The sequence below is a fragment of the Leptothoe sp. EHU-05/26/07-4 genome, from assembly GCF_043421015.1.
Taxonomy (GTDB): domain Bacteria; phylum Cyanobacteriota; class Cyanobacteriia; order Phormidesmidales; family Phormidesmidaceae; genus Leptothoe; species Leptothoe turfae.
In genome coordinates, this window is the sequence record NZ_JAXSQV010000004.1 from 1134986 (window position 1) to 1153551 (window position 18566).

Genomic DNA, 18566 nt, shown 5'->3' on the forward strand with positions numbered 1-18566 from the left:
CAGATGGTCAACAATTATTTGTTAGCTAAATAATTTGCCAGAGCGGGATCTAAAGACTGGGCTAGCTGTAGTGGATCCACCCCTAGAACCGTGCGTTGTTGCTCAGCATAAAGACCCGCTTGCGCATGCCACCAGACTGCGCCTATAGCAGCCTCTAAAACAGCATCGGTCGAGTTTGCCGGGGTACTTTTCTGGCGTTGCCCACGGTTGACATCAGCTATTTTCTGAGCCATTAGCCCCCCCATTAAGCCTGTTAAAACGTCCCCACTGCCTCCCCGTGCCAGGGCTGGGGTGCTGTGGGGGTTAAGCCATAACCGATCGCCGCTGGCAATGGCCACCTTAGCGCCCTTAAGAACGACCATCGTTCCAGTCTGCTGGGCCGCCTGAAGCGCACCATCATGACCGCTAATAAGTTCTGGGAAGAGTCGTCTAAATTCGCCGGGGTGTGGGGTGATCACAGTTGGTCCCAGGCGTTTTGTTAGTTGCTCAGTCGTGGTGCTATTGAGCCCATCGGCATCCAAGAGCAGGGGGGAGAACTGGCCAAAATGTCAGATAGCCAGTCAACCTGAGCCAATCCAGGTCCGCAGGCGATGGTGTCATAGCGGTCCAGGTCTAACGGCGGCAGCGTGGCTATTTCACCTGTTGCTGTTTCCTCCGCTCCAATTACCAAGGCTCCTGGCAACTGGGCCACCATTGAGGGACGGATAGTCTCTGGCACAACCAGGGTCACCATGCCCACACCACTGGCCATGGCTCCGTGACCCGTCAACAGTGCAGCCCCTGCATATTGTCTGGAGCCAGCGATGGCCAACAGTTGCCCCACAGTATACTTATGGGCCACAGGAGACCGTTGCAGGGGTAAGGTCCGCAGTGCCCGCCCAGGTGTTAAACGCTGTACCTTTGGTGTAACCCCCAGCACAGCTTCAATGTTTGCCAAAGGAATGTCGAAGTCAATCAACTCCGTATGTCCCAAATAAGGTTGAGCTATTTCCTGTAAGCAGGCACGTTTCCAGAGTCCCAGGCAGAGGGTAATGTCCGCTTTAACAGCTATTCCTAATGCTTCTCCACTGTCGGTGTGGATGCCAGACGGGAGATCAATGCTCACAACGGGCATATTACTGTGATTAATCCTGGTGATCGCTGTGGCGACCTCCTCGCTAATGGGGCGACTGAGGCCAAATCCAAACAGACCATCAAGCAGGCGACAGCGCTGGCCCAGGTTAGCCTCCAGTTCACTCCATGTTTGGTACCAGGGAATCCCTAAGCTACGACAGTAACGACCATGGTCCATGGTCAGCGATTTGCATCGCTCAAAAGGACCATAAATTTTTACCCCATAGTCTTGCAGGTGTAGCTCACGGGCCACCACCAAGGCATCGCCACCGTTGTGACCGGGGCCTACCAAAACCCCGACTTCATAAGAGCGGTCCCAGTGCTGTGCCCAATAGTCGGCAATGCGTCCCGCTACTTTTTCCATCAGGGCTGCCACGGGAAAGCCTGCATCAAAGAGCTGAGCCTCAATGGCCTGCATCTGTTTGGATGTAACGCAGAATGAATGGCGATGGGGGCTGCTGCCTTGTTTTTTCATTTCATCGGGATATGAAGGTTTCATGACTGTATGTCTTGAAGTGAATGTCTCAGTTTTTATTGTCTTGGTCATAGCCCCCGCCTGAGTTCAAACGCTAAAAGTGATGGCCAGTAATCACGTATTTGTGAATGGAGTGTTAGCCTAAGAATTGGCAATTTTGATGAGTGCGATCATCTATGGGTATCTATGGGTAAAGTTGTTGTAGGTCTGTCTGGGGGCGTAGATAGTTCGGTCGCTGCAGCCACATTGCACCAGCAAGGGCAAGATGTAATTGGCCTGACTCTATGGTTGATGAAGGGTAAAGGGCAATGCTGTTCTGAAGGGATGGTAGATGCCGCTCAGCTCTGTGAAGAGCTGGATATCCCTTATCATGTTGTCGATACCCGTGAGCTGTTCGAAGAAAAAATCATCAACTATGTGGTTGAAGGTTACAGCCGAGGGGTAACGCCCTTACCCTGCTCCCAGTGCAACCGCAGCGTTAAGTTTGGCCCTATGTTGGATTATGCTCGCCAAGAACTGGGGGCAGATACCATTGCCACGGGCCACTATGCTCGGATTGCTTATAATAGCGATACAGGGCGCTACGAGCTGCGCCGTGCGGTTGATCGCAAGAAAGATCAGTCCTATTTTCTTTATGATTTAACCCAAGCACAGCTCAGTGCTACCCAGTTTCCCCTCGGTGAACAAACTAAAGTTCAAACGCGGGAAATGGCGACAAAATTAGGTCTTCACACAGCGGAAAAGCCTGAGAGTCAAGACTTATGCTTAATTGAACAGCATGGCTCTATGCAGGCTTTCTTGGATAAGTATCTAGCGCCTAAGACGGGGGATATTGTTGACACTAACGGCAACGTACTGGGTCAGCATACAGGTATTCATCATTACACTATCGGTCAGCGTAAAGGTTTGGGCATCGCTGCTCCAGCTCCTCTTTACGTAATTTCTTTGGACGTTGCTCGCAACCAGGTGGTTGTGGGAGAACGAGATAGTGTTCATCAGCCTTACTGCACTGTCGATCGGGTTAACTGGGTTTCGGTTCAAGCCCCTGACTCTCCCATGGCAGTGACAGTCCAGATTCGTTATCGTTCACCTGCGGTAGCTGCCACCGTGTTTCCCTTAGCAGATGGTTCTGTGAAGCTAGTCTTCAAAGAGCCTCAGTTTAGCGTGTCTCCGGGACAGGCTGCGGTATGGTACGACGATGATGATCGGGTGCTAGGCGGCGGTCTTATTCGACCGTTCGTTCCAGAAGATGAACATTAACGCAGTTTCTATAGAAGAAAAGAGGACGTTTTGACATTAACTAAAGATGGTATCGCCCCCCACGGCGGCACGCTGATCGATCGTTTAGTATCTGATGAGCAGAAAGCAGAATTTTTAAGTAAAGCTGATTTTTTGCCCCAGGTTACTTTAGATGATCGGGCTCTGTCGGACTTAGTCATGATCGCCATTGGTGGCTTTAGCCCTTTAACTGGGTTCATGGGCAAAGCCGACTACGAACCTGTAGTAACTGATATGCGTTTGGCTAATGGGCTGCCCTGGTCAGTACCTGTGACCCTCTCTGTTTCAGAAGAAGTCGCTACTCCCCTCAATGAGGGCATGTTGATTCGTCTTAACGATAAGACGGGTCGCTATGTTGGTGTACTTGAGCTGACTGAAAAGTATACCTACGATAAGAAAAAAGAGGCGATTAATGTTTATCGTACTGATGAGGATAAGCATCCTGGCGTCAAAGTTATCTATGAACAGGGAGCTGTTAATTTAGCTGGTCCTGTCTGGCTACTAGAGCGTGATCCTCATCCTTTATTCCCTAAGTACCAGATTGATCCAGCGGCTTCTCGCGCTATGTTTCGTGAGCGTGGCTGGAAGACCGTGGTTGGTTTTCAGACCCGTAACCCTATTCACCGGGCCCATGAGTACATTCAAAAATGTGCTCTAGAAACTGTGGATGGTCTGTTTTTGCATCCCCTGGTCGGTGCGACTAAAAAGGATGACATTCCAGCAGATGTCAGGATGCGGTGCTATGAAATCATGATGGACCGCTATTTTCCGCAAGATCGGGTAATTTTGGCAATTAATCCATCGGCTATGCGTTACGCTGGTCCTCGCGAGGCAATTTTCCACGCTTTAATTCGTAAGAATTATGGTTGTACTCACTTTATTGTGGGGCGTGATCATGCTGGAGTGGGTGATTACTACGGCACTTACGATGCTCAGCACATCTTTGATCAGTTTGAACCGGGTGAAATGGGAATTACACCTATGAAGTTTGAACATGCCTTCTACTGCACCCGTACAGGTACTATGGCAACTAGTAAGACTAGTCCCAGTAGTAAGGAAGAACGTATCCATCTATCGGGTACAAAGGTGCGCGAAATGTTGCGTCGTGGCGAGCTTCCCCCCCGGAATTTTCTCGCCCAGAAGTGGCTGCTGAGTTGGCTCGTGCCATGCATGCCTAAAGCTAAAGCTAATGGAGTAATCGGGTCGTGAAGCGACGGGAGTTTTTGTCAGCGACAGGTGTCATCTTGGGAGCCTTTGGGCTCAGTCAGTCCCAGCTTCTAGGCTGGCAGCAGGCACTGGCAGATCCTTCCCGTCGCAAACTAGCCTTGCTCATTGGTATTAACCAATATCCCAATGGGGTTCTAGGAAAAGATGTGGACCCTTTCAAGGGCTGTCTGACAGATGTTGAACTGCAAAGACAGCTGTTGCTTTATCGTTTTGGATTTGATCCGAACAACATTGTTACGTTGGTGGATGCCCAAGCAACCCAGATCGGTATTCTAGATGCCCTCTATCAGCTGACTCAAACGTCGAATACTAGTGATTTTGTGGTTGTTCACTTCAGTGGTTGTGGTAGTCAGCTAGCCCTGGGCGAAAAACGCATTAAAACTTGGGTGCCTGTGGATGGCTATTTACCTACAGCTGCTCAACCTCTGTCCAGGGATGTGCCAGTATCCTGGGTGAAGCAAATTTTGGCTAAGCTCAAAACTAAGCAAGTATTTACGGTGGTAGATGCTGGGTATAGTCAGCTTGATGAGATGTTGTCCAGTGGCTATCGTGTGCGTTCTCGCCGAATAATACCGACGGTTGAGGATGTGTACTGTCCTCCGTTATCTATGGATGGTACGTCGGAGGTGGAAAAGCTGCAAATTGCGGCAGAGCCCTCATTTTTCCCTGGTGATTTGCTCATGGCTGCCCGTGATGGCCAGCCGGTGATTGAACGTCAGTGGTCTGATTTTGGAGCGGGCTTATTTACCTACGGTCTTACCCGTTATCTGTGGGCCACCCAACTACCGGCTAAGCTTTCGGCTGTTATGCGGGGGGCTCAAGAGTCCATTTTGCCTCTGGTGCCTAATCAGACACCTTATTGGACTACGCAAACCGCCGATGAGCATGCTGTTTATGGTGATGCAGATCTACCGTGTTTGGATGCGGTGATTATGTCTGTTGAAGGGCGTTCGGCCACGTTGTGGTTAGGTGGCTTACCGGCAGATGTGGTTCAGTGCAGCGAACGGTTGGGATTTGCTAGGCAGTTAGATAGTGATGAGCAGGTGGTGATGGTGCGATCGCAGACTGGTTTGTCTAGTCGCATCAAATTACCCGATGGGGAACCCTGGCCAGTGGGTCAGCCCCTATACGAAACAATGCGGGTTTTACCTAAAGATCTGCCCCTGGTTGTTGCTCTAGATTCCAGCCTGGAGAGAATTGAGCGTGTTGATGCCACCAGTGCCCTAGCTGCACTGTCCTTTGTCGATTCTACAGATGACATCCATCCGGCGGACTGTATGTTGGGCCAGGTTCGCTCAGAAATCGCAGATAGAGGCGATTTACCCACTATGCCAGTCGTGAGGCAGGGGTATGGGTTGTTCACCCCCACCCGTACCCTGGTGGTGGGTACCTTAGCCAAGCAAGACGAAGCAGTCAAAATGGCGGTGGCTCGTCTTTCGCCTAAGCTCAAAACCATGCTAGCTATGAAGCTGCTGCGGTTGAGTGACAATCAAACATCGTCCCATTTGGCGGTTCGGCTGAATCTGTTATTAGCAGGGGAGACTGAAAAACTCTTACTCCAGCATGAGACTCGTCAAGCCTCGGGTAGGGCTTCGAAAAGTCGTTTAGCTGATGCTGTCAGCCGTCAAAATCGCCCGGTGGAGTTTTCTAAGGGGGCTCAGCTACGTTACCAAGCCCTGAATTTTGGTTCAACTCCTGTATATGCTATGTTGTTGGCTTTTGACGCTAAGGATCGGATGCAGGCGTTTTTCCCCCCAGTGATGGTCAACCCTATGCCATAGAGTCATTACAGACTGCTTTGACCTTATTGCCTGGAACATCGACCAGCCTGCCCACTCAGAATGCCTGGGTCGTTGATGATTCAGAAGGTAGGGTTGAAACCTATCTGGTCTGTAGTACCAATCCCTTGACTAACTGTTGGAAAGTATTGCTGTCCATGGCCAATACGGCCAGTAATCAGCGGGTGACCCTTGGCGATAATGCCCTGCCGCTGGTACAGGCTTTACTGGATGATATCAGTGGTGGTGAAGACGTCGATGATGATAGCTATACCTTAAGCGCAGCGCGTTGGGCAACAGTTGGGTGTCACTACAGCATTATTTAGTCGATGGCGGGTTGGGCAACGGTTGGGTGTCACTACAGCATTATTTAGTCGATGGCGGGTTGGGCAACAGTTTTGAATTGTGAGTTTAACGCCTAATCATTACCATTACTTTAGCTGGTGACTTCCGCTTCAGTTGAAGCCGCCTCGTTATTGCTAACTTCTTGGTTGGAGAAGCTAAAGGCACGAAAATGTTTGGCTTGTTCTTCGATACGACTGGCGATGCGATCGCAAACCAAGCTGCACAGCTGAAAACTCAGATCGTCAGATACCCGATAAAAAGACGATGTGCCTTCGGTTCGCCTAGTGAGGATGCCTGCCTGCATCATTACTTTCAGGTGTTTAGACACATTAGCCTGACTGGTTTCGGTAACATCAACCAGGTCCTGCACGCATTTCTCACCACTTCCCAGCAGATTCAAAATTTTGAGCCGCATGGGCTCGCTCAAAACGCTGAAGTAATCGGCCACCTGCTGAATAACTTCAGCGGAGATAGGTTCCATTGCGGGACCTCCAAGACCCTAGGGAAACAGACATATCTGCATATCAAAACTTGATGGGTATTGTAACAATATATTCATCAATGGCAATAGAGTGATTTAGTTTTTCACTAAAAAAATAAAATTAGCTACGGCTACTGTTGGGCGTATGAAACGGGGGCAGGAGCTGCTTAGATCTAGGGAGAGGGGGTAGCCCTTCAGTCGACTTTATATTTTTCTCGTCGCGTAAAAAAGATTTTATAGATCTATTTAATTCCCTTATGCGGGAGAGTTTTCTAATTCTAGGCAACCATTTGCCACGGTTGTATCAGCGTTTTGGAATTATGAAAGAAGTATAGGGTTTCCCTCAGAACTCAAAACGACAGCGTTAGGATGAGGTTACTTGAAGTCGTTGGATCTACCGCTTTTCTCTCGGTAAGCATATTGAAAAATCAATGATTAAATAAACATTGAAAATAGTTGTCCCAGACAATCTTTATAATTCATTTGATTAGGCTGTTGACCATTTATTTGCGTCTGTAGCCATGGTTTTTAATCCGTCACTATGCTTTTGGTTTCCAGCTAACGTTAGTGATATTTAAGCTTTAGGGATCAATACTGGTTTTATCGTTAAGGAGTTGAGGGACCTTAAAATGCTGGTGATATGTTTTCTAGGCTTGTCAGAAGCTAAAGGTTCTGGGGCAAGCCCTGCTTAAAGAAACATGGTTTTTAGAAAACTATGTTCACTGTTTTTCACAACAGTATCAGCTTGGTTAAATATGTTTTCTGATCCATGTTAGGAGGTGTTTACTCTTTTTAGAGAGTAGTTAATAACTGAGCGTATTACAGCATTATGACAATGATAATAGTCAGAACAGATTTGCTTATGGGAAACACCATTGTAGGAGATCCTGATGTGTGTGCTTTGCTTTGTGGCTATTTCAGTCGTTTCCAGGTTATCGCCCTTACAAATAGTCAATAACTATGTCTGGTTTCTCCTCAGCCTTAGAGTATCAAAGCATACCGCATCATGTTTTTGAACAGGTGCGAAGGAGTCTCTCTGGGCTGTTGACAGACGATGAATATTATCTCTCTGAGCAGGATTTAGGCAATGGTCAATTGCCTGTGGAAGCTGATATCGCCAAGTTTTCGCTGTTTTCGGTAGGGCAAATTAATGGTTTGCTCATAGCTCAACCTGGTGAAGTAAATCATTATCTAGTTTGCCTTTGTACCGATCCGGTGGCGATTGATCGTTTTTTATCTCTGCCTTGGCTAGTCCAGGGATTGAGTGGTTCCAGTCAAGATACCATAGGGCAACTGCAGCAGCGGTTAAATCGGTCTGTCGCAGAGCCATTGTCTGAAACCTATACCTTTGAGAGTCAGTACCTTATTAACTTAATGAATCAGCTTGTGCTGGATGTGAGTGATCTAGCGCAACGTTCTCCAGATCCGTCCCTATCATCGGCTACTATTCTGCAGCGTATTGTTACCCGTTTACAGCAGTCAGAACCACTGGCATCCTTGATTCAATTAACTCTAAATGAAGTCTGCGAATGGTTGTGTCTTGACCGGTTATTTGTTTATCAAGTTGCTAATCCCCCTCCCAAACCTGAACAGTCGTTGTTGCAGAATAAGGAGGGTAATGTCTCGTCTTGCATTACCTACGAGGCACGTGGGCATCCATCTACGGAGTCTGTTCTCTATCGTTCCGACGCCCATTGTGTGTCGGATGCGTCCTGTGCTGAGCGATATGCCCAAATGTCTCAGGCAGCAGGGTATATCGCGATTGAAAACATAGAAAAACACTATCAAAATCACCCATGTTTGCTCAAGCAACTCAAACACGTTAATGTCGCATCTCAGTTGGTAGTGCCTATCTGGCTGGGCGATAGATTGTGGGGGTTATTGATCGCCCATCAGTGTACCAGTGAGTCAGAGAGGTCATCTCAAAAGCTGCGCCATTGGCAACCATGGGAAGGGCAGTTTCTGGTTAAGGTTGCAGAACATATCGCCATAGCGATTCGTCAAAACGATTTGCAACAACAACTCCAGTATCAAAAACTGATGCTTGAGGCGCAGGTTGAGGACCGAACCCAGAACCTTAATGATACATTGATGGCTGCTGAAGCTGCTATCAAAACTAAGAGTGAATTTTTGGCCACCATGAGCCATGAGCTCCGGACGCCATTGACCTATATTATTGGTATGTCGGCCACCTTATTGCGCTGGTCTTTTGGAGAGTTGAGTCCTCGTCAACGTGATTATCTCAACACCATCCACAGTAGTGGAGAACAGCTATTAGACATTATCAATGACATTCTGGAAGTCGCTAAAATTGAGGCGGGACGTACTGTCCTTGAGATCAACAATTTTTCCCTATCTAATTTAGCCCGCAGCAGTCTAGAGAGTTTTCGGCAACAGGCTCAGTCTAAAGAGGTAGATTTACGAATAAATTTAAGGCTGTCGGAAAGTGAGGACAATTTTTGCGCTGATCCACGTCGAATACGTCAAATTTTAGCCAATTTACTCAGTAATGCTGTTAAATTTACCGATGCCAATGGGCGAGTTAGTTTACGGGTTTGGCGTGATCCACAGAATGTCATGTTTCAGGTGGAAGATACTGGGATTGGTATTCCTGAGGCGCAGCAGGCGGTTTTGTTTGAAACATTTAAGCAGTTAGAAGCGGCCCGTCAGCGTCAGTATCCTGGTGCTGGTCTGGGGTTAGCGCTCACTAAACAACTTGTTGAACTGCATAATGGCTCAATTCAGGTGGTTTCCACACCGGGTAAGGGGTCCATGTTCACCGTGCGGATTCCGCTACAGCATCCAGACGTTCCATCTCACTCCTATCAAAGTGTTGAACCGATTACTGGTCGGATTATTCTGCTGGAAGATGATGAAAGTAGTGCCAGTTTAATTTGTGATTTATTGACCGCTGCCAACTATCAGGTAATTTGGGTGATCGAAGGGTCGCGAATTGTCCACCAGGTAGAGATTTTGCAGCCTGTAGCCATTATTCTCAACCACCATTTAGTCAGTGGGAATAGTCAATATATTGTGGATGATCTCAAGCACTACGTGGCTACATCCGGAATTAAAGTGATTTCGTTGATGCAGGCTGAGGATATGGCAGCCGAGGGTGAACTTTCTATGGATGGCTTTGATGATTACTTGGTGAAGCCTATCCATCCACCAACGCTGCTCAGTAAGATTCAGGCTTTACCTGGTTAGGTTGCATGGCTGTCCCAGGCATCGTTATTTGCCCTAGGTACAGCCAGTTGAACTGGTATGGTTATTAGGCTTTCGGGGAATATGCCAGGTAAACTGTCTATACTGTTGGCTCCATAATTCAGCCTGGGTATACTCTCCAAAATTGCTGGATAATGGGACGCGCAACTATCCGAATGCTGCGGAAGATTTACTCCAGCAAGCTGTTCAGGGGCTGCTAAAGCTGATGCTAGGCCAGGTTCTTAAGGAACGCTATCAATTAGTCAGAGTGCTGGGGGCAGGTGGCTTCGGGCAGACCTATGTGGCTAGGGATTTATTTCAGCCCCAAACACCTGAGTGTGTGGTTAAACAGTTAAAGCCAGCGAGCAATGATGCCACTTTCCTCAAGGTTGCGCGGCGGCTGTTTGATACGGAAGTGTCTACGCTCAGGCGTTTAGGTACCCACAGCTGTATTCCTAAACTACTAGATTCTTTTGAAGAGCAGCAGGAGTTTTATCTGGTTCAGGAGTTGATTGATGGTGAGTCTTTGGGAGATGAAATTCGTCGTGCGGGACGGCTAAGCGAAGACCAAATCATTACCTTACTACAGGAAACCTTAGGGATTCTTAAGTTCGTCCATGATAATCGCGTTATTCATCGTGATTTGAAGCCTGATAATCTAATTCGACGTAAGAGTGATAATAAGCTGTGCCTGATTGACTTTGGAGCCGTCAAAGAAATCCGTACCCAGTTGGTCAATAGTGAATTGACGAGTCTAACGGTCGGTGTAGGCACACAAGGGTATACCCCCAGTGAGCAACTGGCCGGTAAGCCGCGTTTGAGTAGTGACATTTTTGCCTTGGGAATGACGGCCATCCATGCATTAACTGGGCGAGCCCCTACAGACTTACCGGATGATATGTCTTCTCTGGAGCTGCGTTGGGAAGAGTATGCCAATATCAGCCCGGGGCTCAAGTATTTATTGAAAAAGATGGTGCGTCATTATTTCTATCAGCGCTATCAATCTGTTGCGGAAGTACTCTACGATCTGGGCCATTTAGATGAATTGGCTGAAAAGGCCGATCAGCTGACAGTGGCAGAGACGTTTTTGCCCCAGGCAACGGTCTGGCAGCCATCCCGCAAGGAGAGTATTCGGGCCGTTGCGATCGCAACGGCTGTAACCAGTGTCCTAATTCTCGGTTTTCGTCAGCTTCAAGCTTTTGTACCTTTAGAACTACAGGTATATGACGGTTTGGTGGCCTATCAGCGGGATTTAGGCCCCGATCCCCGCATTCTGCTTGTTGGGATTAACGAACAGGATCTCAACAATCAGCAGCGTGATAGTCCGTCCGATCAGTCAATTGCCGATGCCCTTGAGATTATTCAAAGCCATCAGCCAGCCACCATTGGTTTGGACCTGCACCGTAATTTCCCCATCGGTGAGGGACGAGCGGCGTTGGCTCGTAGTCTGACCGCTGACAACATTATTGGTATTACCAAGTTAGGGGACTTTCAAGGCGAGAGGATTCCACCCCCTCCGGAGCTGAGACCTGAACAGGTGAGTTTCAATGACTTTCCTTTGGATCCGGACGGTAAAATTCGACGTAATCTTTTGTATGCCAGCCTCAGCACTGACGAAGACGCCGAGGTCCATATATCATTTGGCCTCCTGGTGGCCATGCATTATCTAGAAAAGCAGCATGGTTTGCAGCCCGCACCCGGGGACAGGGAAGATGAGTTTTTAAAGCTGGGTGACACGGGGTTCAAGCTAATGAATTCCACTTTCGGTGGCTATCAATCGGTGGATGCAGCCGGATATCAAATACCGATTACCTATCGTTCACCGACGCAGTTGGCCCAGCGAGTTTCATTGACTGACATTCTGACAGATGCGGTTGATCCTGAGTTGATTACTAACAAGGTGGTTTTGATTGGCACGACAGCCTACACCAGCACTGACAAATTTTTTACCCCCTATACCCTGCGTAGTGATATCAGCGATGAGAATTATTTAATGTCAGGGGTGGAGGTGCATCTTCACATGGTCAGTCAGTTTTTAAGTGCTGTTTTAGATGATTACCCACTGCCCTGGGCCTGGCCGGACGGTGCAGAAATTGCCTGGATTATTGTTTGGGCCAGCGGCGGCAGTTGGCTTACCTGGCAATTGCGTAAGCGACGTTATTTACTGCTCGCCTATGGCATTGGGGTAGTTGCGATCGCAGGAACAACGGTTCTGTTCTTTTTAACCAATGCCTGGGTGCCAGTTGTTGCGCCCTTAGCAGCTTTTACTGTCGCCAGTGGCAGCCTCTTAGCCTATCGTCGTTATCGCCAGCGATATCCCCGCTTAAGATAGACCGGAATCTGCGTTAGGATCAATGAGTAGCTGTAACCGACTTTCTGAGTAAAAACATGGTGGAGAAAATTCAAAAAACAGACGCAGAATGGCAAGCACAGCTCACCCCCGAGCAATATCAAGTGGCTCGCAAGCACGGTACAGAGCGAGCGTTTACCGGTAAGTATCACGACAACAAAGCAGCCGGTATCTACAACTGCGTCTGCTGCGGGGCCGAACTCTTCTCGTCTGAAACCAAGTACGATTCTGGTACAGGTTGGCCTAGTTTTTGGGCTGCCAGTAAGGCCGAAAATGTTGCCACAAAGCGTGACTTTAGTCTCTTTATGGTGCGCACCGAAGTGCTATGTGCTGTGTGTGACGCCCACCTGGGTCACGTTTTCTCCGATGGACCTCAGCCCACTGGAGAGCGCTACTGTATGAACTCAGCCGCCCTTGATTTTGTGCCGAAGGAAAACGCCTAGTTTCCCTTTGTTTATGGAGTTAGCGGTTGACTATTGTGGTCGGGGCATGCCCATCGTGTGCCTCCATGGCCATCCCGGCACGGGGCGCTGTATGTCAGTGTTTGCGGACTATCTATCGCCTCATTTTCAGATTATTGCACCAGATTTGCGTGGTTATGGTCGCAGCCGTGCCACCCAACCCTTTACCATGGAGCAGCACCTGGATGATTTATCGGTGCTGCTAGACCGTCTGGATCAGCCCTGTTTGTTGTTGGGATGGTCCCTTGGCGGTATCTTGGCCATGGAGTTAGCCCTGAAACATCCTGCACAAATTGCCGGTTTAGTTTTAGTGAGTACTGCCGCCAGACCAGCGGGTCGTCATCCATCCATTAGCTGGCAAGATAACCTACTGACAGGGATTGCGGGGGTAATTAACTGGTTAATTCCAGGCTGGTCATGGAATATCTCCACCTTTGGTCAACGCTCACTGTTTCGCTATTTGATCTCCCAGCATAGTGCTCAGGCCTATCGATATCTCGCTAGGGAAGGCACACCCGCCTTTATCCAGACATCGACCTTGGCAAATCGAGCTTTAAACACCGCGCTGAGGCAAGGGTATAACCGTTTGGGAGAATTACACCGCATTTCTCAACCTTGCCTGATGCTAGCCGCGGCTAATGATGTGCACATCACGCCAGAGTCTAGCCAGGAAACAGCCGTTATCTTGCCGAATTGCGAATGTCGTTTGTACGATAATGTTGCCCATTTAATGCCTTGGGAAATAGGACCGCAGCTGTGTAACGACATTGGTCAATGGCTGCAAACCCATGAATTTTGGCAGGCTTGACGAACGCTATACCTGAATCGCGGATGGCGCTGTTATTTTGAACAAAAAGGCTCGTTCCCTCATATGTCAGAATATTTTGACTAACAACAAAAGGTGTTTGGTTACTGCTCCAAACACCTTTTGTCAAAACCTACTGAGCAAATTTCTTGTAGTTTTTTTAGCCTAACCCGCTAGTTGTTATAAACGGGAGTTACATTGCTAGGCTCCGTATATTCCACCGTCAAGTGTGCGGGTTCGGCACAGCACTTAATGGCAACGTCAATTTGTTGTGCCCCTTCTTGCTCTAGATCTTCAATGTAACCCCCTTGATATTGGGTTGCCTCACGTTCTGTATCAAATGGACCAAAATAATAAAGACAGCGAGGTTGGGATGTGGAAATCTCAACCCACCAAGGCTTTGAAAATGAGCTAAAAAGATTACTCAAAAAGCTTTTCATAAAATGAGTACCTGTTGTTATTAAAAATCCAGCTTACGAGCAGCCTAAAATTGCGCTTATAACATTTATACAGTGTGATTTTGATCCCCGCCAAGATTAATAGTCGGTAATTTTTCTAACCATCGCTGTCGATAAATCTCATACAGCACCATACCTGTTGCGACTGAAGCATTCAAACTGGGAGTTTTGCCAGCTAGAGGGACAGAGACTAAAACATCGCAAAGATTTTGAATCGATAGGCTGAGACCCGGACCCTCTGCACCGATGGCTAGCACTATCGGGCGATCAAACTGGGTTGTATGGACTGCTTGCCCTGCTTCAGCAGCTGTTCCATACACCCAAAACCCTGCATCTTTAAGTTGTTCTAAAGCACGTCCCAGGTTAATAACTCTGGCAACGGGTAATGTTTCCAAGGCCCCGGCGGCAACCTTTGCGACCGTTGGCGTGATCCCCACGGCGCGTCGTTGGGGAATGACCACACCCTGGGCACCTAATGCTTCAGCTGTGCGAATAATGGCTCCTAAATTATGGGGATCGGTAATGCTATCAGCCGCAACAATGACTGGTTGACGGCAGGCGGCTTTGGCTTTGGCCACCAGGTCATCCAGCTCAATGTAGCTGTGGGAAGCAATTTGCGCCACAATGCCCTGATGATTTGCCCCCTGGGTGAGCTGGTTAAGTCGTTGGGTATTGACCTCATCGACGACGGCACCGTTGGCTTTGGCATCTAGGATTAGCGGGCGAAAGCGAGCATCAAATACGAGTCTGGCATTGACCCACAGCCGATTGATGGGACGCTCATTTGCGATCGCAGCTTCTACTGAATGACGTCCGTATACTAAATCTGGGCGTTCCTCTTGCAAGGTCTCTGCTGGGGGGGTGGAACGAGGCTTGGGTGGTCGCCCTGATGCATCCTTAGGACCGGGTCGTCGCTTTTTAAATGGCTTGCTGGATGTCTGCTTAAAGGATGGTTTAGCATGTCCCTTCCGCTGAGGACGAGATTTGCCTTTGGCCGGACGTGGCCGATCGGACGACGGTTTAACCATGGGTTAGGAGTAGAAGCGGAGTCACATCATACCGCTTAGTTGTTGTTTGGGGGAGTGGGGAATAGGGCGTGGGGCGTGGGGCTATAGAGGAACTGGCAAGGGATAGATGCTCCTAAGGCAATTGCCTTAGGAGCGTGAGTTTCGTAGCTTTTCACGTTGAGAGACTACTGAAGAGTAGAGGTAACGCTTAAGTTCTTGAGTAACTCACGTAGCCGAGGTTGGTCAGTGATGTAGAGATAGCCAACCAGGGCTTCGAATGCAGTTGACTGTCGATATATTTTTGCTGACAAACGTCTTGGGGCTTTAGACGTAGCATTGCGTCCCCGTCGAACAATGTCAGCTTCCACATCGCGTAAGTGAGGCGTTAACTGTTCAAGATATGCAGCCTGCTGTTCAGCCTTTACCTGGCTTACCACCTGCTGATGAAACATCTGTATCCGCTGGGGTGGCCATAAAAACTGCATACGAACATAGAGCTCGAACACAGCATCACCGATATAGGCCAAGGCTATCGGTGGGACAGACTGCACCTGCTGGAACTGGAGAGCACCCGGTGAGAATATCTCTGTCAGTTGACTTGAAGTAGGTAGCGGGACCTTGATGTCGTTAGCGCCATCATGACTGTCCATCAAAACCTCCCGCGCTTAAACACTCTAATGAGTAAGCACGCCATGGGTCTATGGCGTTCCAAATCGAGCCCACGGTTGCGATCAAGAATCCTTGAGATTCTCAAGGGCAGTGTCAACGTTGGGCTGTAACGAAAGAAACTGTTCCAGACGGACAAGCTTTACCGTCTGAGTAACGCGAGCATTCGTTACCACTTGAACACTACCGCTTTCACCCTTTGCTTTTTTCACCAGCTGCACTAGGGCACCTAGGCCCGAACTGTCGACAAAATCAATCGCCGATAGGTCGAGGATAATATGGGTGGGGCCTTCTTCAATGTACCGATTCAGAACCTTACGAAATGTGGGTTCTGAAAATGCATCTAATAGACCAGTGAGGCGAAATATTTGACATTTCCCCCTAACATCACGGGTGCCTCTCAAACTTACGGTTAGGGTCAGCGACTCAGCGATAATAACCTCCTAAAGGCAATAGATACGGCAAAATCAGACGTTTAATTTTAGGTCAGGATCTTTCCGACTGCAAGGAAATTAAGTGAAACGTAAATGCACTTATCCAGGGTTAACCGAGGGCTAATTTCGGACTCATCTGGGGCTTTTCTGTCACTTAATGGAAAATATAGATTACCCTACACCATTGCTGCGATGATCAAGCATAAGGGTAACGAATTTTTCAAATAAATAATCTGCGTCATGGGGTCCGGGACTGGCCTCTGGATGATACTGCACTGAAAAGATGGGCAAGGTTTTGTGCTGTAGACCAGCGACAGTCTGATCATTGAGATTCAAGTGGGTTACTTCAACCTCTGTGGCTGGAATTGTATCAGCATTGATGGCAAAACCATGATTCTGACTTGTAATTTCTACCTTTTGGGTGAGACCACAGGGTTGATTTAAACCTCGATGTCCAAATTTGAGTTTGAAGGTTTTTGCGCCAAGGGATAGCCCTAGGATCTGGTGTCCCATACAGATGCCAAAGGTGGGCAACTCGCTATCTAACAGTGCTTTGACTAGAGCTGGAGCAGATTCTACAGCTGCCGGATCGCCTGGTCCGTTAGACAGGAAAATACCGTCGGGTTTATGCTTAAGAATCTCTTCTGGCGCTGTATCAATAGGGACTACGATGACGCGACAGCCATGGCTGGCTAAGCGGCGCAGGATATTACGTTTGATGCCAAAATCAATGGCGACCACCGTCAGGGGTGTAGCCGTTCCATCATGGGCGGTAGATGTGGTAGATGTAAATTCCCAATGGGTATCTGTGGGCTCTGTCCATTCATAAACTTCGGTGGTGCTCACCTCCTTTACCAGATTTAACCCTTCCATACTGGGGATGAGTTCAAGTTGCTGTAGTAACCGTTCAGGGTCAAGAATTTCACTGGAGATTGCTCCATTCATGGCACCTGCCGTTCGTAGTTTGCGGGTGAGGGCACGGGTATCGATGCCATAAATGCCTGGAATGTTGTGCTGTTTTAGGTGGTCAGGTAGAGATGTGGTGGAGCGCCAGTTGCTAGGACACTCACAAATATTTTTTGCGATCGCACCATTCACCTGAGGAGTCGCTGATTCATCGTCCTCATTATTAATTCCGGTATTGCCCAATTCCGGGTAAGTGAAGGTGACAATTTGTCCGCGATAGCTAGGGTCGGTCAATACTTCTTGATACCCTGTCATGCCTGTATTGAAGACAATTTCGCCCACTACTGTACCGGTGGCTCCAAAGGACCAGCCACGAAAAACTGACCCGTCAGCTAATACTAATAGGGCTGGTTGTGAGCTAGTGGAAAAAATAGACATGGGTTACAACAGGGAAATAAACGCGGTGCCTTCCCACCCAGAACACGTTGGAACATGATGGGGACCCGTACCATCCTAGAGGCCATGGGGAACTTTTGAACAATGCTTGAGAAAAAATGCATCAGAATTCTTCAAATTCTCTGTCTAGGGACCCTAGCGGCCTGTCAGATTAGTCCAGTATCAACCGACACTTTAGAGAGAACAGAGAGGGAAACAGCCTCCGTCCCGGTTCAAATGAGTGCTTCGGTGGAGTCCGATGAAACTAATAATAAGGCTGGTATTGAACCTGATGCCGCTAATGCTGCAACTGTTCCAGCGAGCGCAGCGGAACTATCCACAGCCTATCAAGATGCCATTAACCTGGCATCTAGTGCTTTTAAATTAGGTCAGCAGGCCACATCTCCAGATGATTGGGATTTAATCGTTGGCCGTTGGGAGCAGGCAGTTCAAAAACTTCAGGACGTACCGGCAGGCGAGCAAAACTATGCAGTTGCCCAAACTAAACTGAAAGACTATGAGCGTAATTTAGCTCAGGCAAAGCAGCGTTTGGCCGATCTCAAGCAACCCCCAGCCGAAATAAGTTTAAACAGGCCCACACCCATTGCTAAGGATTCTACGGTGGCAGTGGCGACTGCTCCTGCAGCCGCCACTGCCACCGGGGTAGCACGTGTGCCGATTATCCAGCGTCGTGGGGGTACCCCCGTCATTGCGGTGAACTTCAATGGCAGACGATATCCTATGATTTTGGATACCGGAGCCAGCCATACGCACATTACCCGATCCATGGCCAATGATTTGGGTATTAATGTGGTTGGTCAGGCATCGGTGGCAACGGCCAGCAATAGTCGTGCCGTTGTTGATGTGGGCTATGTAGAGTCCATTAGTGTTGGCAACATTACCCATCGCAACCTGCCCGTGAGTATTGGTGATGCTGTGCCTATTGGGTTGTTAGGAAATGATGTCTACAAAAATTTTGATGTCATTTTGCAGGTGAACTCTGTAGAGTTTCGGCCCCGTTAATTCTGCAAAGGCAAAGGGGTCTGCCCCCTGAGGGTAGATTCCCATGTCATGAATGTTAGAGCTGATATAACCTGAGTGTAGGAATATAAGGACAATGATTAGATGCCTTCATATTCCATC

Annotated in this window: 16 protein-coding genes and 1 pseudogene; 9 read left to right on the plus strand and 8 right to left on the minus strand. The window is 48.5% G+C overall.

Going from position 1 to position 18566, the window contains the following annotated elements; genetic code table 11:
- Window positions 1–14 precede the first annotated feature (14 nt).
- Both U2F10_RS17860 and U2F10_RS17865 read right to left on the minus strand, forming a co-directional pair.
- Window positions 15–521 carry an ADP-dependent NAD(P)H-hydrate dehydratase gene (locus U2F10_RS17860; protein WP_499872925.1) on the minus strand — a complete coding sequence of 169 codons (507 nt, stop codon included), beginning with the start codon at window positions 519–521 and terminating at the stop codon, window positions 15–17.
- A complete protein-coding gene (locus U2F10_RS17865; RefSeq protein WP_499872926.1) occupies window positions 479–1612 on the minus strand; it encodes an NAD(P)H-hydrate epimerase in 1134 nt (377 codons plus the stop codon). The genes U2F10_RS17860 and U2F10_RS17865 overlap by 43 nt, the downstream gene beginning before the upstream one ends.
- 162 nt (window positions 1613–1774) lie before the next feature.
- On the opposite strand from U2F10_RS17865, the gene mnmA reads away from it, so the two are divergent.
- The 4 genes and pseudogenes from mnmA to U2F10_RS17885 all read left to right on the plus strand — a co-directional run bounded on the left by mnmA (window position 1775) and on the right by U2F10_RS17885 (window position 6197).
- A complete protein-coding gene (gene mnmA / locus U2F10_RS17870; RefSeq protein WP_163665454.1) occupies window positions 1775–2848 on the plus strand; it encodes a tRNA 2-thiouridine(34) synthase MnmA in 1074 nt (357 codons plus the stop codon).
- A gap of 30 nt (window positions 2849–2878) precedes the next feature.
- Window positions 2879–4044: pseudogene (gene sat, locus U2F10_RS17875) on the plus strand (sulfate adenylyltransferase).
- A gap of 27 nt (window positions 4045–4071) precedes the next feature.
- Window positions 4072–5874 (plus strand): caspase family protein, encoded by a 1803-nt coding sequence (locus tag U2F10_RS17880; RefSeq protein ID WP_499872927.1) that lies wholly within the window; start codon window positions 4072–4074, stop codon window positions 5872–5874.
- 17 nt (window positions 5875–5891) lie between these two features.
- Window positions 5892–6197: a hypothetical protein gene (locus U2F10_RS17885; protein WP_499872928.1), complete on the plus strand. Its 306-nt coding sequence runs from the start codon at window positions 5892–5894 to the stop codon at window positions 6195–6197.
- A 110-nt stretch (window positions 6198–6307) separates the two neighbouring features.
- Here U2F10_RS17885 and U2F10_RS17890 read toward each other — a convergent pair whose 3' ends face one another.
- Window positions 6308–6697, minus strand: a complete 390-nt coding sequence (locus U2F10_RS17890; protein WP_006515011.1) for an ArsR/SmtB family transcription factor — start codon at window positions 6695–6697, stop codon at window positions 6308–6310.
- A gap of 960 nt (window positions 6698–7657) precedes the next feature.
- Between U2F10_RS17890 and U2F10_RS17895 the strand changes: the two genes are divergently transcribed.
- From U2F10_RS17895 to U2F10_RS17910, 4 genes are all read left to right on the plus strand, one after another.
- Window positions 7658–9904: a hybrid sensor histidine kinase/response regulator gene (locus tag U2F10_RS17895; RefSeq protein WP_499872929.1), complete on the plus strand. Its 2247-nt coding sequence runs from the start codon at window positions 7658–7660 to the stop codon at window positions 9902–9904.
- A 142-nt stretch (window positions 9905–10046) separates the two neighbouring features.
- Window positions 10047–12233, plus strand: a complete 2187-nt coding sequence (locus U2F10_RS17900; RefSeq protein WP_163665445.1) for a CHASE2 domain-containing protein — start codon at window positions 10047–10049, stop codon at window positions 12231–12233.
- Between the two features lie 56 nt (window positions 12234–12289).
- On the plus strand, window positions 12290–12694 hold the full coding sequence (gene msrB / locus U2F10_RS17905; protein WP_163665443.1) for a peptide-methionine (R)-S-oxide reductase MsrB: 405 nt from the start codon (window positions 12290–12292) through the stop codon (window positions 12692–12694).
- Window positions 12695–12707: 13 nt separating this feature from the next.
- Window positions 12708–13520 (plus strand): alpha/beta fold hydrolase, encoded by an 813-nt coding sequence (locus U2F10_RS17910; RefSeq protein WP_163698679.1) that lies wholly within the window; start codon window positions 12708–12710, stop codon window positions 13518–13520.
- 170 nt (window positions 13521–13690) lie between these two features.
- Here the strand turns inward: U2F10_RS17910 and U2F10_RS17915 are convergent, their stop codons facing one another.
- The 5 genes from U2F10_RS17915 to carA all read right to left on the minus strand — a co-directional run bounded on the left by U2F10_RS17915 (window position 13691) and on the right by carA (window position 17426).
- Complete coding sequence (locus U2F10_RS17915; protein ID WP_163665439.1) at window positions 13691–13957, minus strand: DUF1816 domain-containing protein; 267 nt, start codon at window positions 13955–13957, stop codon at window positions 13691–13693.
- Between the two features lie 65 nt (window positions 13958–14022).
- Window positions 14023–15003: a 23S rRNA (guanosine(2251)-2'-O)-methyltransferase RlmB gene (gene rlmB, locus U2F10_RS17920; protein ID WP_163665437.1), complete on the minus strand. Its 981-nt coding sequence runs from the start codon at window positions 15001–15003 to the stop codon at window positions 14023–14025.
- A gap of 164 nt (window positions 15004–15167) precedes the next feature.
- Window positions 15168–15632: a Mini-ribonuclease 3 gene (locus tag U2F10_RS17925; protein ID WP_499872930.1), complete on the minus strand. Its 465-nt coding sequence runs from the start codon at window positions 15630–15632 to the stop codon at window positions 15168–15170.
- Between the two features lie 81 nt (window positions 15633–15713).
- Window positions 15714–16052 (minus strand): STAS domain-containing protein, encoded by a 339-nt coding sequence (locus U2F10_RS17930; protein ID WP_006515003.1) that lies wholly within the window; start codon window positions 16050–16052, stop codon window positions 15714–15716.
- A gap of 201 nt (window positions 16053–16253) precedes the next feature.
- Window positions 16254–17426 carry a glutamine-hydrolyzing carbamoyl-phosphate synthase small subunit gene (gene carA / locus U2F10_RS17935; protein ID WP_499872931.1) on the minus strand — a complete coding sequence of 391 codons (1173 nt, stop codon included), beginning with the start codon at window positions 17424–17426 and terminating at the stop codon, window positions 16254–16256.
- A 102-nt stretch (window positions 17427–17528) separates the two neighbouring features.
- Between carA and U2F10_RS17940 the strand changes: the two genes are divergently transcribed.
- On the plus strand, window positions 17529–18446 hold the full coding sequence (locus U2F10_RS17940; protein ID WP_499872932.1) for a retropepsin-like aspartic protease family protein: 918 nt from the start codon (window positions 17529–17531) through the stop codon (window positions 18444–18446).
- The last annotated feature ends 120 nt before the right edge of the window (window positions 18447–18566 follow it).

What these genes read in the sequence shown, in the direction of transcription:
- U2F10_RS17895 (WP_499872929.1), top strand. Translation starts at nt 7,658, where the DNA reads ATGTCTGGTTTCTCCTCAGCCTTAGAGTATCAAAGCATACCGCATCAT.
- mnmA (WP_163665454.1), top strand. Translation starts at nt 1,775, where the DNA reads ATGGGTAAAGTTGTTGTAGGTCTGTCTGGGGGCGTAGATAGTTCGGTC.
- U2F10_RS17940 (WP_499872932.1), top strand. Translation starts at nt 17,529, where the DNA reads ATGCTTGAGAAAAAATGCATCAGAATTCTTCAAATTCTCTGTCTAGGG.
- carA (WP_499872931.1), bottom strand. Translation starts at nt 17,426, where the DNA reads ATGTCTATTTTTTCCACTAGCTCACAACCAGCCCTATTAGTATTAGCT.
- msrB (WP_163665443.1), top strand. Translation starts at nt 12,290, where the DNA reads ATGGTGGAGAAAATTCAAAAAACAGACGCAGAATGGCAAGCACAGCTC.
- U2F10_RS17925 (WP_499872930.1), bottom strand. Translation starts at nt 15,632, where the DNA reads ATGGACAGTCATGATGGCGCTAACGACATCAAGGTCCCGCTACCTACT.
- U2F10_RS17915 (WP_163665439.1), bottom strand. Translation starts at nt 13,957, where the DNA reads ATGAAAAGCTTTTTGAGTAATCTTTTTAGCTCATTTTCAAAGCCTTGG.
- U2F10_RS17910 (WP_163698679.1), top strand. Translation starts at nt 12,708, where the DNA reads ATGGAGTTAGCGGTTGACTATTGTGGTCGGGGCATGCCCATCGTGTGC.
- U2F10_RS17865 (WP_499872926.1), bottom strand. Translation starts at nt 1,612, where the DNA reads ATGAAACCTTCATATCCCGATGAAATGAAAAAACAAGGCAGCAGCCCC.
- rlmB (WP_163665437.1), bottom strand. Translation starts at nt 15,003, where the DNA reads ATGGTTAAACCGTCGTCCGATCGGCCACGTCCGGCCAAAGGCAAATCT.
- U2F10_RS17890 (WP_006515011.1), bottom strand. Translation starts at nt 6,697, where the DNA reads ATGGAACCTATCTCCGCTGAAGTTATTCAGCAGGTGGCCGATTACTTC.